The sequence below is a fragment of the Candidatus Poribacteria bacterium genome (assembly GCA_021162805.1).
In the GTDB taxonomy this organism is placed as follows: domain Bacteria; phylum Poribacteria; class WGA-4E; order B28-G17; family B28-G17; genus JAGGXZ01.
In genome coordinates this window covers 1-16,221 of sequence record JAGGXZ010000192.1, presented here as the reverse complement: position 1 = coordinate 16,221, position 16,221 = coordinate 1, and the positions used below count along the sequence as shown (strand labels likewise).

Annotated in this window: 17 protein-coding genes; 9 read left to right on the top strand and 8 right to left on the bottom strand. The window is 52.3% G+C overall.

Annotation, left to right across the window (positions count from 1 at the left end):
• Window positions 1-2: 2 nt before the first annotated feature.
• Together J7M22_15805 and J7M22_15800 are read right to left on the bottom strand one after the other, a co-directional pair.
• Window positions 3-1,352 (bottom strand): extracellular solute-binding protein, encoded by a 1,350-nt coding sequence (locus J7M22_15805; protein ID MCD6508071.1) that lies wholly within the window; start codon window positions 1,350-1,352, stop codon window positions 3-5.
• Entirely contained in the window at window positions 1,282-2,994 is a 1,713-nt protein-coding gene (locus tag J7M22_15800; GenBank protein ID MCD6508070.1) for a GAF domain-containing protein, read from the bottom strand. The genes J7M22_15805 and J7M22_15800 overlap by 71 nt, the downstream gene beginning before the upstream one ends.
• A 419-nt stretch (window positions 2,995-3,413) precedes the next feature.
• Here J7M22_15800 and J7M22_15795 point away from each other — a divergent pair, with 419 nt between their 5' ends.
• Together J7M22_15795 and amrS are read left to right on the top strand one after the other, a co-directional pair.
• Complete coding sequence (locus J7M22_15795; protein MCD6508069.1) at window positions 3,414-4,193, top strand: Gfo/Idh/MocA family oxidoreductase; 780 nt, start codon at window positions 3,414-3,416, stop codon at window positions 4,191-4,193.
• Between the two features lie 19 nt (window positions 4,194-4,212).
• On the top strand, window positions 4,213-5,343 hold the full coding sequence (gene amrS / locus J7M22_15790; protein ID MCD6508068.1) for an AmmeMemoRadiSam system radical SAM enzyme: 1,131 nt from the start codon (window positions 4,213-4,215) through the stop codon (window positions 5,341-5,343).
• Window positions 5,344-5,345: 2 nt separating this feature from the next.
• Here the strand turns inward: amrS and J7M22_15785 are convergent, their stop codons facing one another.
• From J7M22_15785 to dnaX, 6 genes are all read right to left on the bottom strand, one after another.
• Window positions 5,346-6,188 carry a carbohydrate ABC transporter permease gene (locus tag J7M22_15785; GenBank protein MCD6508067.1) on the bottom strand — a complete coding sequence of 281 codons (843 nt, stop codon included), beginning with the start codon at window positions 6,186-6,188 and terminating at the stop codon, window positions 5,346-5,348.
• A 4-nt stretch (window positions 6,189-6,192) separates the two neighbouring features.
• Window positions 6,193-7,083 carry a sugar ABC transporter permease gene (locus J7M22_15780; GenBank protein MCD6508066.1) on the bottom strand — a complete coding sequence of 297 codons (891 nt, stop codon included), beginning with the start codon at window positions 7,081-7,083 and terminating at the stop codon, window positions 6,193-6,195.
• A 132-nt stretch (window positions 7,084-7,215) separates the two neighbouring features.
• Window positions 7,216-8,550 carry a sugar ABC transporter substrate-binding protein gene (locus J7M22_15775; GenBank protein MCD6508065.1) on the bottom strand — a complete coding sequence of 445 codons (1,335 nt, stop codon included), beginning with the start codon at window positions 8,548-8,550 and terminating at the stop codon, window positions 7,216-7,218.
• Window positions 8,551-8,567: 17 nt separating this feature from the next.
• Window positions 8,568-9,176, bottom strand: coding sequence for a recombination protein RecR (gene recR / locus J7M22_15770; protein MCD6508064.1), 609 nt, complete (start codon window positions 9,174-9,176; stop codon window positions 8,568-8,570).
• Between the two features lies 1 nt (window position 9,177).
• On the bottom strand, window positions 9,178-9,492 hold the full coding sequence (locus J7M22_15765) for a YbaB/EbfC family nucleoid-associated protein (protein MCD6508063.1): 315 nt from the start codon (window positions 9,490-9,492) through the stop codon (window positions 9,178-9,180).
• A gap of 14 nt (window positions 9,493-9,506) precedes the next feature.
• Complete coding sequence (gene dnaX / locus J7M22_15760; protein MCD6508062.1) at window positions 9,507-11,138, bottom strand: DNA polymerase III subunit gamma/tau; 1,632 nt, start codon at window positions 11,136-11,138, stop codon at window positions 9,507-9,509.
• A 304-nt stretch (window positions 11,139-11,442) separates the two neighbouring features.
• Here dnaX and J7M22_15755 point away from each other — a divergent pair, with 304 nt between their 5' ends.
• The 7 genes from J7M22_15755 to J7M22_15725 all read left to right on the top strand — a co-directional run.
• Window positions 11,443-11,829, top strand: coding sequence for a response regulator (locus J7M22_15755; GenBank protein ID MCD6508061.1), 387 nt, complete (start codon window positions 11,443-11,445; stop codon window positions 11,827-11,829).
• Window positions 11,830-11,859: 30 nt separating this feature from the next.
• On the top strand, window positions 11,860-12,186 hold the full coding sequence (locus tag J7M22_15750; GenBank protein ID MCD6508060.1) for a prepilin-type N-terminal cleavage/methylation domain-containing protein: 327 nt from the start codon (window positions 11,860-11,862) through the stop codon (window positions 12,184-12,186).
• 148 nt (window positions 12,187-12,334) lie between these two features.
• The gene (tadA, locus tag J7M22_15745; protein ID MCD6508059.1) at window positions 12,335-14,035 is read left to right on the top strand and encodes a Flp pilus assembly complex ATPase component TadA; all 1,701 of its coding nucleotides are present in this window, start codon (window positions 12,335-12,337) and stop codon (window positions 14,033-14,035) included.
• Between the two features lie 2 nt (window positions 14,036-14,037).
• The gene (locus J7M22_15740) at window positions 14,038-15,240 is read left to right on the top strand and encodes a type II secretion system F family protein (protein MCD6508058.1); all 1,203 of its coding nucleotides are present in this window, start codon (window positions 14,038-14,040) and stop codon (window positions 15,238-15,240) included.
• Window positions 15,237-15,674 (top strand): prepilin-type N-terminal cleavage/methylation domain-containing protein, encoded by a 438-nt coding sequence (locus J7M22_15735; protein MCD6508057.1) that lies wholly within the window; start codon window positions 15,237-15,239, stop codon window positions 15,672-15,674. Before J7M22_15740 ends, J7M22_15735 begins: the two co-directional genes overlap by 4 nt.
• Complete coding sequence (locus J7M22_15730) at window positions 15,671-16,057, top strand: prepilin-type N-terminal cleavage/methylation domain-containing protein (GenBank protein MCD6508056.1); 387 nt, start codon at window positions 15,671-15,673, stop codon at window positions 16,055-16,057. Before J7M22_15735 ends, J7M22_15730 begins: the two co-directional genes overlap by 4 nt.
• Window positions 16,058-16,068: 11 nt before the next feature.
• On the top strand, window positions 16,069-16,221 hold a 153-nt coding region (locus J7M22_15725), incomplete at its 3' end, for a type II secretion system protein (GenBank protein ID MCD6508055.1).

The following is a 16,221-nucleotide window of genomic DNA, read 5'->3' as shown; positions in this document are numbered from 1 at the left end:
CCTTACGGTGTCTCGGCCAGTTTCTGGGCCTTGGCGTACTTTTCGCGGGCGAAATTCGTCCACTCAGTTATCTTGGTGTTCCGGAAGGCTTGATCCTTCCATTTCTCCCTTGCCAGCTTCATGGCTTCGTCCTCAGTTATCGGACATCTGACCAACTCTTCAAGCGCCTTTTCCCTCATTCCTCCCTTTATAATCGCCTTCCATGCCTGGACGAGTTCGTCATGTGTGTCTATGATCATGGCGCCGATCAGGTCGTTGACAAGGGTCCATCTGATACCGCCCTTTTCGGCATCGTATTGGAATATGCTCTCGGTTTTGAAGGGGTTGATCCTTATGACCGTTCTTCCGGCTAGCTCGTCGTAGAGCGAGGGGATGACGCTGGATCTGAAGAGGCTGAATTTCTCCGGCCCTTCCGGATCGCCGGGTTTAAGCATCCACAGTTTCTGTCCGCGCTCTGACATCACGAACTGGACGAACTTTTGAGCCAGATCGAGATGAGGCGCGCCCTTGAGGATGGCGATCGAATCGGCGTTATAGACCACACATCCTTTCGGGACGATATATCCGATTTTGTCCTCGCCCACGGCGTTCATCTGCGTGTAGGCATAGAAATCTATGGCGAGGGCATATGCCGCCTGGCCGGTGCTGACATCCTTGACGGCCTCATTGCTGCCTGTCGTAAACGTCCTGGCGTTGCCGCCGAGCCTCGTGATGATCTCCCATCCCTTTTGCCAGCCGGTGCTCTGGAGGATAAGCTCGAACATCATATGAGCGCTGCCGCTTTTACGCGGATCGGCTGCCGAGACCTGGTCGAGAAGTCCGGGATCACCCAGATCCTCCCATCTCTCCACCTTCGGGAGGTTCATGCGTGAGACGACGATCTTATTGACCATTATCCCGAACCCTGAAAGCACAGCGCCATACCATCGGTATTGGGGATCGTATATCGGCACGCCATGCACGTTCTGTGGGATCCTGGATAAAATCTCGTTCGGGAGCTTATAGGGTTGCAGCAATCCCTCCTCGGCCATCACCAGAAAGGGCGAGGTGCCTCCGCCGAAGAAGATATCTATGCCTATACCCTGAGGGTTTCTCTGAAATTCCGATCTGACGTATCTGAGGTCGTCCGAGGTTCCTCCCTGGTCGAGCCATTCTATGTTCACTTCCCTGCCGAACTTCTCCTTATACCATCTCTTAAAAGCGTTTGTGAACTCCACCTTTATGGTTTCGGGATGCGGTGAGATGATAACCAGATCGGCTTTGACCTTCCCCTCTTTCCCTTTACCCCCGCATCCCAGGGACGTTATCATAGCGAGGGTCAAGGATAGAACTATCAGTTTTCTGAGCTTCATCTCTCCTCTCCATCGGAAGGTTAACCGTAAATGTGCTTCCGGCGTTTTCCTCGCTCTCCACGTCTATAAACCCGCCGTGTTTAACGACCACCTGTTTGGCCACGGCCAAGCCGAGACCGGTTCCGGTGCTTTTGGTGGTGAAGAAGGGGGTGAAGAGCGAGTTAAGCAGATGCTTCGGGATTCCGACGCCGGTATCGGATACCACGATCTGGGCGAAATTGCCCCTGATACCGGTTTTAATGGACAGTTTTCCACCGTCAGGCATGGCCTGGACGGCATTTCTGCAGAGATTCAAAAGTACCTGCTTGATCAACCCCTCGTCGAATTCCACCTCGATTTTGCCGGGGTATAGATCGAGCTCTATCTCTATCTCACTTTCCAGTTCCTGCACCTCCTGCTGGACCAGAGGCACAATGGTTGAGACGAGCTGATTTACGTCTTTTCTTTCAAGTTTAGGTTCGGGCGGTCGGGCGAAGGAGAGTATATTTTGCAGCAGATTTTCCAGCCGAACGGTCTCGTTGATGACGATTTGAAGCGACTCCTTGCTGGCCTGATCCTCTACCTTTCTGTATACCAATCTGGCAAATCCCCCTATCGAGACGAGAGGGTTCTTGATCTCGTGTGCTATGCTGGCCGCCATCTTGCCCATGGCGGCGAATTTCTCCGATTCTATAAGCTGCTTCTCCTGTTGCTGCAGTGTATCGTAGGCTTCCTCCAGCTCCCTCATCCGTTTTTCGAGGCTCTCATACAGCGAGGCGTTCACTATAGCCAGGGCGGCGTAATTGGCGTAGAGCTTGAGGAGTTCCAGATCCTCATCGGTGACGGGACGGTTTGTGACGAAGTTATCGACCATCAGCGCACCTATAGCTTTATCGCGGGTGAGAAGCGGCACAACCGTTATCATCGTGCTGCCGAGTTTTCCCATTAGCTCTCTGTCCCGTTCCGAACATTCCTCAACCTTTATATTGTTGAAACTGGCTTTCTCTATGATGGATCTCGTCAGGACTGAATCGGTTTGGTCCAATGGTATGGAGATGCCCTGGATGATCTCGTTTATAGCTCTATTCTGCTCGGTAGGCGGGCGTTTTTCATACTCCTCCACTATCTCCTGAATGCTCATGGGCCTTGAGCTCAGCTCAGACCATATCCTGCTGGCTTCGTTGAGGTCTATCGGTCCAACGGCCATTTTGCCCTTAAGCCTTTTCTCCTCATCATCGACGATGAACAGGAAGGCCCTGTTCAGCCCTAACGCCTGACCCGAGGTGACCGCCGTGAGGATGATGTAGAGGACCCTATCGACGTTGAGGGAGCTCAACATCAGGTCGCTGAGCTCATATAATTGAGAGAGCTTCTCGGAGAGATGCTGCAATCTGAAATAAGCGTCCTCAAGCGTGGTGTCACATCTGTTGATTCGGCCGACGATATCCCTGATCAAATTCAAAACCTCCACCGGGCCGCCTATCTTTTCCTCAAGGTATCTCGAAAATAGATCACACTCCAGGCAGTATTTGGAGAACCTCTCCTTGAAGGAGATATCCCCTCCTCTATCGCAACTTGAATTCGAGAACCAACAGAAGTCCATTTTCCTTCCATATCCCTCACACTCCGTTTGTCTGCAGTCTCGAACCTTCCAGCAGCTCATGCAACTCCGCCTCCCTTTATCTGATGAGAAGCTTGACCAAAGCCTCCGATTTAAGCATGATTAGGACCACGATGATCAACATAACGAGGTAGAGTATCACCCTGGTCCAGGACCCCCTTTTACGCCTTTGTAATTGGGAGAAATCCATACGGATCACATCCTTCGCCTTAAGGTGGTGAACGGTTATATTGTGCCATACGTTGAGGATATATGTCAAGACCTGGGGCGAATCGTTCGAGCGTTCGAGTCAGAGGTTGAAAACCGGAGGGATGAGGTTTAAAATTAATGTAAAATTCACGGGAACCGTTGAGTAGGGTCTGATAGCCAGATCTATATCCTGGCTCACGGCGTTTAAGGTGGCCATCTTCGCCGCCATAGCAGGCTATGGACGACGACATAGTTGAAGGGAGGGGTATGGAATGGATCTCAGGGTTTCCGTTATCGGTTCCGGAAGATGGGGCAAAAACCTCGTCTCCAAGTTTCACTCCTTAGGCGTGCTTCACCTGGTCTACGGGCATCGGAACAGGGATATGCTTCGTCAACAGTGTAACGCCCGCTTCAGCGAGGATATCGATCGGATCATAGGGGAGAGCGATGCGGTGGTCGTGGCCGCTCCTCCGGCCGCGCATTATGAGCTGAGCCGGAAGGTGCTGGAAGCCGGCAGGGATCTCTTCGTGGAAAAGCCCGTAACCCTCTCGGTCGATGAAGCGATTACCCTGGCAAGGCTTGCGGACGAGAGGGGACGGGTTATGTTGGTCGGTCATATCCTGTGCTATGGCTCCGGCTTCGATGCCTTGAGTTCACTTCCCGGAGAGCCGATCGGTGGGGAAGCATGTTTCCTGAAAACCTCCACGCCGGAGAAGCTGCTGAACCCCTATTGGAATTTCGGCGTGCATATGATCGCCCTGGGAGTCGCTTTAGGGGTTCCGGCGGGGAAAATGCAGGTGAAGGCCGATGATAAGGCGGACGTGAACCGCCGAACCTTTACCCTTCGCACGAGGGAATCCAGCGGGAGGGAGCATGAGCTGACGTGGGATTTTCTCGATCCCAAAAATCAGACCGATATCCTCATGATGGAGTGTCAACATTTCCTGGATTGTATCCGTTCACGTGAGAGACCTCGAACCGACGGATGGCACGCCGTTGAGGTGATGAAAAGGCTGGTTGATATCAGTCCGGATTACAGAAAAAAGGGGTGAACCTTTCATGGCTAAAGGCATGACGCGCAGGGAGTTCCTCAGGCTCTCCTCCGCCTGTCCGCTTTTGATCTCCCTCGGTGAGGTCGCCCTCGCCGGAGGGAAAGGCGTAAACCTTGCTGACGGGAAACATGTATTCGTCACTAAGGAGGCGATGTTCTACGAGAAGCTGCCCAACGAGCGGATCAAATGCGTGCTTTGCCCAAGGGAGTGTGTTATAGGTGATAGAGAACGGGGATGGTGCGGCGTTCGCGAAAACCATAAGGGTATATATTACACGCTGGTATACGGAAATCCATGCGCCGTGCATGTCGATCCCATAGAGAAGAAACCCTTTTATCATTTCCTTCCGGCTACGACCGCATTTTCGATCTCCACCGCCGGATGCAACTTCAACTGTAAGTACTGTCAGAACTGGGAGATATCCCAGCGCCGGCCTGAACAGACGGATAACGTCTATCTCCCGCCCGAAGACGTGGTTCGATACGCCAGGCAGAACGGATGCAGATCCATAGCCTACACGTATGCCGAGCCGACCGTCTTCTACGAATATATGTATGACACCGCTCGAGTGGGACGGCAGGAGGGGATCAAGAACGTCGTGGTCAGTGCCGGATACATAAACCAGAAACCGCTTGAGCAGCTTTGCGAGACGGTGGATGCCATCAAGATAGACCTCAAAGCCTTCAGGGATAAGTTCTACCGCGAGATATGCAGCGGTCAGCTACAACCGGTTTTGAACACGATAAAAACCATAAAGCGGAAGGGGATATGGCTTGAGATAGTCGATCTCGTCGTGCCCACTTTGAACGATACGGTGGAGGAGTTCCATGATCTCGCAAGCTGGGTGATGGACGAGCTGGGGCCGGATGTGCCGCTTCATTTCTCCAGGTTCTATCCGATGTATCAGCTCAAAAGCCTTCCGCCTACGCCAATGGGCACGCTGGAAAAGGCGCGGGAGGAGGCGATGAAGGTCGGCCTCAGATATGTGTATCTGGGGAACATATCCCCCACCCATAAGGCCAATAACACCTATTGTCCGAACTGCGGCAGACTTCTCATACAGAGGATGGGGTTCTTCGTGGTCAAGAACAACGTGGTGGGCGGCAAATGCAAATACTGCGGCTGGGAGATACCGGGGGTGTGGAGTTAACCTCACTCCTTTATCACGCCGAAGGTGAATCCCCTCAGCAGATGCTTACGCAGCAGGAAGGTGAAGATCACAACGGGAATGACCATTAGAAGCGATCCGGCGGCGATATGACCCCAGTTAGTCCCTGATGTGCCCATCGATTGCGCTATAGAGGGAGGAGCCGTCCTGGCCCTGTCGGCGGTCAGGAGCAGGGCGAAGCTGAACTCGTTCCACGACATTATCAGGCTGAATATGGCCGTTGCTACCATGCCGGTGCGCATCTCCGGCAGGATAAACTTGAAGAAGGCCTGGAAGCGGGAATACCCGTCTATCATCGCCGCCTCCTCATACTCCCTGGGTATTTCGTCTATAAAGCTCTTCATCATCCAGACGGCGAACGCGAGGTTGAAAACGGTATAGGCGATCACAAGCCCCAACCTGGTATCGAAAAGCCCTATCGTCCTGTACATCACCACCAGCGGTATTATCACCACTATAGGCGGCAGCATCCTCGTCGATAGAATGAAAAAGAGGAGATCGTCCTTCCCTTTAAGCTCGAACCTCGAAAAGACGTAGGCCGAGAGCGATCCTATGAGCACCACCAACCCGGTGCTGATGAAGGATACGAGAAAGCTGTTAAAGAGCTGGTGTGGGAAGGAGGTTCCGCCCTCACTTGAAAAGATCCTCTTGAAATGTATGAAGGTCGGTTTGTATATCCATTTGGGGGGGATGGATAGGGCATCTATCCTGGTCTTCGTCGCTGTTGAGACCATCCAGTAGACCGGGAAGAGGTAGATCACCACCAGGATTGAAAGCAATATCGTTATCATTAGCCTTATAAGCTTCTCCTTATTTTTGAAGCTCATCCTCTCACCTCGCGCTGAGTCTATTGAGATAGTGGATGTAGATGGAGCTTAGGCCTATGATCATTATCACCAGGATGTAGGCCAGGGCGCACGACTCGCCCGTGCGCCAGTAGGAGAAAGCGACCTTATAGATGTAGTAGGGGACGGTCTGTGTTATCTCCCCGGGGCCTCCCCCGGTCAACACATATACCTTGTCGAAGAATCTCAACGCGTCCATGCTCCTGAAGAGAAGAGCCAGGATCAGGAGAGGCGCGATGTGCGGTAGGGTGATATATCTGAACTTAAACCACCACGACGCCCTGTCGATCTCGGCCGCCTCATAGAGATATCTCGGCACGGTCGAAAGCCCCGCCAATGACATCAACAACATGAAAGGCGTCCAAATCCAAACGTCGCATATCACGAGGGAATAGATGGCGAACTTCGGGCTGCTCGTCCAGGCGATCTTGGGCAGGCCGAGTTTATGGAGGAGATAATCCACTATCCCCCAGTTAGCATCGAGCATAAGTCTGAAGAACGTCCCTATCACCACCGGGGAAAACATCATCGGCAGAAGGAAGAGGGTCGTGATGAGCCCCTTGCCGTAAAACTCCCTGTTCAAAAGCAGGGCCAGCGTGAAGCCGATTATGAATTCCCCGAGGACGGCCAAGGCAACATACTTGCCGGTTATGGCGAATCTTTCCCAAACCTCTCTCGATGAGAGAATATGTCTGTAATTGGCAAGACCCACGAACCTAGGCGAGCCGCCTCTGGCGGCGTTATAATCGCAGAAGCTCAATCCCAGGGACCATATCAAGGGGAAGATAACGATGAAGAGAAGGAGAAGGAAAGTTGGTATCAGGAAGATCCATTTCAACGCTCTATCGCTAACCTTCCCACCGATTTTATCCAGCATCTTGCCCCTCCGCCTACGATAGAAACGGCTTTTTCATACTCCGATAGATCGAAATCGTCAGCTTCCATCTCACCCCAGCGGAACCAAATACAACGGGCAATCAGGGGCGGAATTTCCGCCCCTTAAGTTATATCAATAGTATCCTCTCGCCCTCAGGATCTCCTCGTGTTTTCTCGCTATATCGTCCATCGCCTCCTTGGGAGTGATCTGTCCCAGGCAGACCTGATTCAGCTTTCTGGACATGTACTCGGCCATCTCGTTATACTCCGGTATCTCCCAGAAGTCCCTGAGCAACGGCAGGCTTTCACGCACGACCCTGTTTATAGGGGCTAGCTTCAGGAACTCATCATTCTCGACCACTCGTTTATCGGGTGTTATCTGGCCCGCCTCGGCGAACTTCCACTGGGTATCCTCTCTGAGCCACCACTCCAGGAATTTCTTGCACTCCTCCTTATAAGGGGTATATGCCGAGATGGACATCCCCTGACCGCCGAGCTGAACGTAATGGTGTTTTCTGCCTGAGGGATCGATCCCGGCCGGGGATGTGAAAAATCCGATCTTATCGTAGTATAGACTCTTTTCGGGGTCCAGCAGGGCGGGGTAGAAAGCGGCATAAGTTGCGATCATGGCCACCAATCCCTGTTGCATGGCGGTCAGTACCTCGCTGACGCTGTAATTAGCTGCGCCCTTGGGGTGGTATTTATAGAGCTCGGCCCAGAGTTTAGCCGCTTCATATCCCGCCTCATCGTTCAGATATCCCACCACCTTTTTCTCCTTCCTTCCGCTCCAGAGCCTACCGCCCTTAGACCAGAAAAGCCCTAGGAATTCGTCCACCAGACCTGCGGTAGCAAGTGGTGCCTGCCAGAGCGCTATCCCATACAGGTTTTTATCCGGTCTGGTGAAGAACTCGGCTATGTCCCTGACCTGCTCCCAGGTTTCGGGCACTCCCAGCTCATAGCCGTACTTCTCCTTAAACGCCGCCTTCTCCTTCGGATCATCGAACAGATCTTTCCTGTAGGCGAACAGGACGAAGTCGAGCAGCCCTGGAACGCCGTAGTATCTCCCCGATCCGTCCGGATACTCGCCGTAGGAGCGCATCACCATATCCGGATAGTTGGTCAGGTCCACCTTCTCCTTGATCCAATCCGTCAGATCCAGCAGATGTCCTCCCTCCACCGCCTCGCCGATCCACTGGCTATCGGGCAGACAGAGATCGAAGCTGGTTCTGTGTGATGCGAACTCGGTGAACATCTTATCGTGATACTGTGGCCATGGGACGAAGTTGCCCCTAACCTTGATCTCTGTCTCCTTGGTGAAATCCTTGGCCAGTTTCAAAAGCAGATGAGCCGGTTCCCAATCGGCCCACATTATGGTGAGAGTGACATCCTCCTTGGCATATCCGGAAAGGGTAAGGGCCACCAGCATGAGGAGGCCCGCTGAGATGAACTTGAACCCTTTTGCCTTCATTTCGCCCTCCTTAATTTTTAAATCATCTCCCTTCTTCCCTCCAGCGCCTTGGCCAGAGTTACCTCGTCGATATACTCCAGATCGCCACCTACGGGGATGCCATAGGCGATTCGGGTGACCTTGATGTTCAATTTCCCAAGCTGATTGGCCAGATATATGGCGGTCGCCTGCCCTTCAGTTGTGTGATTGGTTGCGATTATCACCTCCCTGATATCCTCGTTGTTAACCCTCTCGAAAAGCTCCTTTATCCTCAGGTCGTCGGGGGTGATCCCCTCGAGCGGTGAAAGGGCCCCCATGAGGACATGGTATACGCCTTTATATCTACCCGTCCTCTCCAGGGCGAGTAGGTCGTCGGGTTCCTCTACCACGCAGATGAGGGAGTGATCCCGGGTGGGATCGGAGCAGATATCACATGGATCCCTTCCGATTTCGGTGATGTTGCCGCAGATCGAGCAATAGGTGAGAGAGGAATGCAGATCGGCTATCGCCTTGGCCAGAGCGGAGATCTCCTCCGGAGACATCTTCATCATGTGAAACGCCAGTCTCTGGGCCGTCTTTATGCCCACTCCGGGCAACCTTCTCAGTTCATTGATAAGTCTTTCGAGCGGTTTGGGATAGTATGGCATTTCAGATCAGGCCGGGAATTCTGATCCCTCCCGTTAGCTTCTCCATCTCCTGGACCATAAGCTCTTGAGCCTTTCGAGAGGCCTCATTGACCGCTGCGAGGATGAGGTCCTCCAGCATCTCCACATCCTCGGGATCAACCACCTCAGGGGAGATCTTTATGGAGAGGATCTCTCTCTGACCGTTTGCCACGACGGTGACCATCCCTCCCCCTACGGTTGCCTCTACCGTCTTATTGGCCAGTTCCTCCTGGAGTTCCATCATCCTCTTCTGCAGCTTCTGAGCCTGTTTGATTATGCTTCCCATACCTTTTGCCATTCGGTTACCTCCCTCTAATCTCCTATCTCAACTATCTCACCTGAAAACGCCTCCAGGACCATCCTCACCCCATCGTCCCTCATCGCCTTATGATAGAGGGTGAACTGTGAGGTGGAAGGTTTCCTCTCCTCCTGGCCAGGTGGCTCCTGAACGACCACCTCTATCTGTATCTCCTTGCCGAGGAGGTCCTTAAGGGTCCTGAGTATGAACTCCCTGCTTTCATCCTTCTCCACGTACTCCTTACCGACCGAGTTGGCGACGGAGATGGTCAGTCTGTTGCCCTGCAGCGAGACCGGTCCCCCCTCCCTCATGAAGGAGTAGAGCGCCATGCTGTTCTCCTTGGCTTCCGCCAAGAGCTTCTCCCAGATCTTTTTCAGCTCATCCTCGCTCACCGGTTCCCCCTCCTTCCGCTCAACGCTTATCTCCTGAACCGGTGAGGGTTTGGGAGAGGGGATCACGGGCGTTTTTATCTCCGTCGGCATCGTCTCTATCTTAGCCTCAATCTCCTCCAGCCTTTCCAGGGCCTCCTCTATCGGCACCCCGTCGCGGAGCTGGCAGATCTCCACCAGAGCGGTCTCCAGGTTAAACCGCTCATATCCCAGTTCCTTGATATCCCTCTCCGTCCTCATCAGCACCTTTACGATTCGTCTCAATCTGTCCAGTGAGACGTCGGAGATCATGGATAGCATTTCGTTCACCCTGGAGCCGGATGCGTCGATGAGTTTTCTTAGATCGGGATTGATCTTCAGCAGCATCAGGTCGTGGAAGAAGCCTATGAGGTTTTTGAGGCACTGGGTCAGATCGGCCCCGCTTTCGGTTAGTCCGTCGAGGGCTGAGATAGCGCCGGGGAGGTCTTGTTTGAGCATACATCTTGAAAGTTCATCCATCAGGTGTGCAGGGCCTAGGCCCAGCATGATCGACGCGTACTCCGCTGTGATCCTTCCCTGAGCCGATGCGACCATCTGTTCGAGCATGTTCTCGGCATCGCGCAGGCATCCGTCGGCGTTACGGGCTATGATCTCCAGCGCCTCGTCATCGACATCGAACCCTTCTGAGCGGGCTAGGAATTTGAGCCTGCCGGCTATCTCATCGTAGGAGAGCCTCCTGAAGTTGAACTGAAGACACCTGGATGTGATCGTCTCCAACACCTTGTGTTTCTCGGTGGTGGCCAGGATGAATATCACGTGCTGAGGGGGTTCCTCGAGGGTTTTCAATAAGGCGTTGAAGGCCTCAGGTGTGAGCATATGTACCTCATCTATGATATAGACCTTATATTTGCATCCGCTTGGTGAGAGTTTGACGTTCTCCCTCAGATCTCTGATCTGATCTATGCCTCGGCTGGAGGCGGCGTCCATCTCTATCACGTCGAACGTCCTGCCGGAGGTGATGTTCCTGCAGTTGATGCACTCGTTACACGGCTCCGGTTTCGATTGAGGGTTTTGGAGGTTGAGGCAGTTGACGGCTTTGGCCAAGATTCGAGCGACCGTGGTCTTTCCCGTTCCCCTAGGGCCGCTAAACAGATAGGCATGGGCCACCCTGCCTGCGGCAAGGGAGTTCTGTAAGGTGGTTATCACGTGATCCTGGCCGACGACCTCACTGAACTTCTGTGGACGCCATTTGCGCGATAGAACCACGTGCAATCTCATCACCGCCGCGGAAGAAAGTTATAGCAATTATACCATCCTTCTCACGATTAGGCAACGATGATCCGGGTTAACAATTCGTTAATCTGGATTAACATCCTCACATAGGGCGTGAAAGTGACTTCACACCTGGGTTCCCAACCTCAAAAACGGAGGATGTTTACGAAGTTGAACATTTCGTTCCGGGAGGGTCGAGAGGCGAGTCCGAAAAAGCCTTATTTTACGGGGGTTTTCGGTATGCCAAACTTTGCATGATATTTGCACTTGAATTTAGAGGAGAAAATCCCGATAATAAGAGGTGAGGGAGATGGCGAGGAAAAAGATACTTTTGATAGACGATGAGCCCGAAGTGATTGAGACGGTCAAGTTCCTTCTGAATCTGAAGAACTTCGATGTCGTCGATGCCAGGGATGGCGTCGAGGGATTGGCCAAAGCAAGAGAGGAGAAGCCGGACCTGATACTTCTGGATATCATGCTTCCGAACATGAACGGGTATGAGGTGTGTGCGAATCTGAAGCGTGATCCGGAGACCAGCGATATACCGGTGTTATTTCTTACGGCGAGGGATGACACGGACTCCGTCATGAGGGCTCATCGGGCAGGGGCTGATGATTATATCGTTAAGCCCTTCAGCACGACGATCCTCTTCAACAAGATAAAAAGGCATCTCGCTGCTAAAAAGGCAGCGGCCTAATCCCATGTTAAGACTAAGGAGGTAAAAGCCATGATCATCAGGGGAAACCATAAGGGTTTCACACTGATCGAGCTTCTGCTTGTGGTGGTTATTTTAGCGGTGTTAGCTGCTATAGCCATACCACGTTTCTCATCCAGCGCCAAGGAAGCCAAGATCTCGGCATGTAAGGCGAACATCGCCAATATCAATACACAACTGGAGCTATATTACACGAAAAACGGCACATGGCCCGATAATCTGAGCGATTTCCTGAATAACAAGGAGTATTTCCCCGACGGGCCTCCCACCTGCCCGTTTGGTGATCCTTATGAGCTCGATCCAAAGACCCACAGGGTTGTCCCTCACAACCATCAGTAAGTTGTTCGGGAACTTTCGGTGTCTCCCTCACCCTTTTGGCTATGTGCGGATTTACCGCGCATGGCCTTTTCATCTTTTCATCCGGTTTACCAGCGATGTTAACTTTGAGATAGAATTTGGCCGATTATGAAGCGAAGGGGGGATCGATTTGCCAGGGAAGGCCAGACCCAGATTGGGGGATATCCTCCTACAGGAGGGGTTGATAACCGAGGCGGAGTTAAAGGAGGCGCTTGAAGAACAGAGGCGCAGCGGGGAAAGGCTCGGTGAGATCTTAGTTAAGCAGGGATATATCACCTCAGCTCAGCTCGGCAAAGCCCTCGAAAAACAACTCGGTATTCCCTATGTTGACCTTTCGGAAGTCAACATTCACCCTCAGGTGGCGAGACTCATCCCCGAGGAGATAGCCCGTAGATATACCTGTATTCCCGTTAAGATCGAGAAAAACTGGCTATATGTGGCTATGTCCCCTCCGATAAGTCTAAAGACGGTGGAAGAGATAAAGCTGCAGACGGGATTGAGGATAAGACCGCTTATAGCCACTAGGGCGGAGATACTCAGGGCGATCAACCATTATTTCAGCATCGAACAGGCGACGAAACAGGCGATCATAGATATGAGGTTCCATGAGTTCAAGCCGGGTGAGGAAGAGGAGGAAGATCTAGAATCGCTGATTCGGATCGGCGAGGATCCGGTCATAGAGCTGGTGGATTCGATCATCTCAGGTGCGATCAACGCGGGGGCAAGCGACGTACATTTCGATCCTCAATACCCTGAAATGCGCGTCAGATACCGGATAGATGGCGTGCTTCATGATGTGACCATAATCCCGAAATACGTCGAGCCGGCTGTTATCTCGCGTATCAAGGTGATGGCCGACATGGACATAGCCGAGAGACGTCATCCACAAGACGGTCATATCTCAATAGAAAGGGATGGCAGACAATTGGATATTCGTGTCTCGACCATACTGACGATAAACGGCGAAAAGGTGGTCATGCGAATCCTCGATAAAGAATCGCTTAAGATCGAGCTCGAGGAGATAGGACTTTCGGAGAAAGACGAGAAGATCGTCAAGGAGCTCATCGGCAGGCCACACGGCATGATACTTGTCACAGGCCCGACCGGCAGCGGAAAGACCACGACCCTATATTCGATTCTGCGTCGGTTCGACAAAGAGGCGATGAACATAATCACCATCGAGGATCCCGTTGAATACAGGCTCGAGGGAATCAACCAGATTCAGGTTAATCCGCACATAGGGTTGGGGTTTGCCACCGTGTTACGGACGGTCCTCCGCCAAGATCCCGATGTGATCATGGTCGGCGAGATCAGAGATCCTGAGACGGCCGATATCGCCATTCAGGCGGCCCTCACGGGGCATAGGGTTTTAAGCACAGTACACACGAACGATGCTCCTAGCGCTGTGGTGAGGCTGACGGATATGGGGGTGCAGCCCTTTCTGATCGCCGCTTCCGTTACAGGGGTTATCTCACAGAGATTGGTGAGGGTTATATGCTCTGAATGCAGAGAGAGCTATAAACCGCCGGAGGATGAACTCCTTCAACTCGGCGTGGAGCCGGGGGAGGTCGGGGAGATAAAGTTGTATCGAGGACGTGGGTGTAAATTTTGCTTCCACACGGGATATAAAGGTAGAACCGGAATATTCGAGGTGATGGTGGTGAACGATGAGATCAGAAAGTTGATCGTCGAGAAGGCCTCCACGGACGATATCAGAAAGGCGGCAATAGAGTCGGGGATGATCACCCTTCGACAAGATGCTGCGATCAAGGTACTTAGAGGTATAACCACGCTTGAAGAGATAAACAGGGTGATCTACACCGAGGTGTGAGAATGCAGACCTTCTCATACAATGCAATCGACAGATCGGGGAAGAGGATAAGCGGAACGCTAACGGCCGAGAATGAATCAGAGGCAAGGGCTAAGTTGAGGAGGATGGGGTTATTCGTGACGGGTATATCGAGGGTGGGTAAGCTCTCGCTTTGGCGATCTGAAAGGAAGGTTAAGGTCTCAGAACTTGCCCTTTTCACCGAAGAGCTGGCCGCGATGCTCGATTCCGGCATACCACTTGTCAGATCGCTCGATACGCTCACACGCCAGGTTGAAACACCAAAGCTCAAAAGGACGCTGCGCGAGGTTCAAAACGATCTGAAACGAGGGCTGACGTTCGCCGATGCTCTCAACGAACATCCCGATGTCTTCTCCCCTTTCTATGTAAGTATCGTCAGGGCGGGAGAGGCAGGAGAGGTGCTCAAGGATATGCTGGCGAAGCTCTCCAAATATCTGGAAGCTGAGGCAGAACTCAGACGTAAGGTTCGATCGGCTCTGGTATATCCGATCGCCGTTACCGTTATAGCCTTCATCGCTGTCGCATTTTTGACGCTGTTTGTTATCCCGCGCTTCTCGACCGTTTACGTGAAGATCGGAGCTTCGCTGCCGCTGCCAACCGTTATTCTGGTAGGCTTAAGCAGAACGATCGGCAGATACTGGTGGGCTTTGCTCGTTTTAGGTGCTGGGTTAGCTTATCTGATCAGGCGGCTTCTCAAAACGAAGAGAGGTAAAAGATGGCTGGATAGAAACACGTTGAAGATCCCCTTTTTCGGCGCGCTTAACCGCAAGACGATCACCTCGAGGTTTCTTAAGATCTTCGCAGCACTTATAAACAGTGGAATCCCTATAAGCGACTGCCTCGACATTATAGATCAGGTCTTCCAAAATTCGGTCATAGCCGAGCTGATCGCTAGGCTCAAGAGAAGCGTAACAAGGGGCGGGGGAATAACTCCCATTCTGGTCGAAAGCCGCCTCTTTTCGCCCGTTACCATACAGATGATCTCCGCTGGAGAGGAGATGGGGGAGCTGGGTGAGATGCTGGATAGAAGCTCCGATTTCCTGGAACGAGAGGTGGATGTGACCGTTAAAAGGATGGTGAACACCCTTGTGCCGGCTCTGACGTTGATATTGACAGCCATTATCGGGTTCATCGTCATGGCCATCTATCTCCCGATGTTCGACATAATGGGGAGAATATCGAGATGAAAGGCTTTACCCTTATAGAGCTGATGGCAGTTATGGTAATAGCTGCTGTAATGATGGCGGTGCTCATACCGAGGTTCAGCTCCGATGTGCTGTGGAAGGTGAAGAGCTATTCCACCGCGAAGAGGATAGCCTCATATCTCATCTATACCCGCTCGCTGGCTATAAACACATCTAGGGATCATAAGATAGAGTTCATGCCTTCGGAAGGCCCCTTTACGAAATTCGAGATATGGAAGGAGTTCGAGGGGGGATGGGCCAAGGTCGAGCAGGGAAATCTACCGGTGGATGTCAATATCACAGGGAACTCGCAGTTCATCTTTCAACCTCTCGGAGGAACGACCTCCGGCGGCGAGATCCATGTGATCAAAGGGGAGTACCATTACGTCGTGGACGTCGATCCCATCATCGGTAGGATAGAGGTGAGAGAGGAATGAGAGATGGACGGGGTTTTACGCTCATAGAGGTCTTAGTCAGCACCATCATAATTGGCGTGGCCATTATACCCATATCCAGAGCGATGATCACCCTGATGGAGGCAAGAATTACCTCGGAGAGGATAACCAAAACTGCCCTATTAGCAAAGAAAAAAATCGAGGAGGTTAAGCTTTCGGCCATCAATAATTTCGACGTCAACTACACCGGTTCAGGGACGTTTCCTCCTCCTGACGACTCATATCGATACTCGGTTTGGGATGACGGAGATCCGGAGATGAAGACGATCTCGGTGATCGTGTGGTTCGACGAGAATGGAGACGGGAAAAGGGATGAAGATGAGGTATATACAAAGCTCGATACCAGATTGACAAGGCGGGATTGAGGTGATGGGAAGTGAAGAGGGAATCAGGTTTCACGCTACTTGAAGTCCTGCTTGTGGCGACTCTGCTGGGCATGATCGTCGCCGTGATAGTGCCGAACCTAGGCGTAGGATTTCGGATATGGAGTTCGACCGATGAATCCATGAGCATAATCCAAGATTCCAGG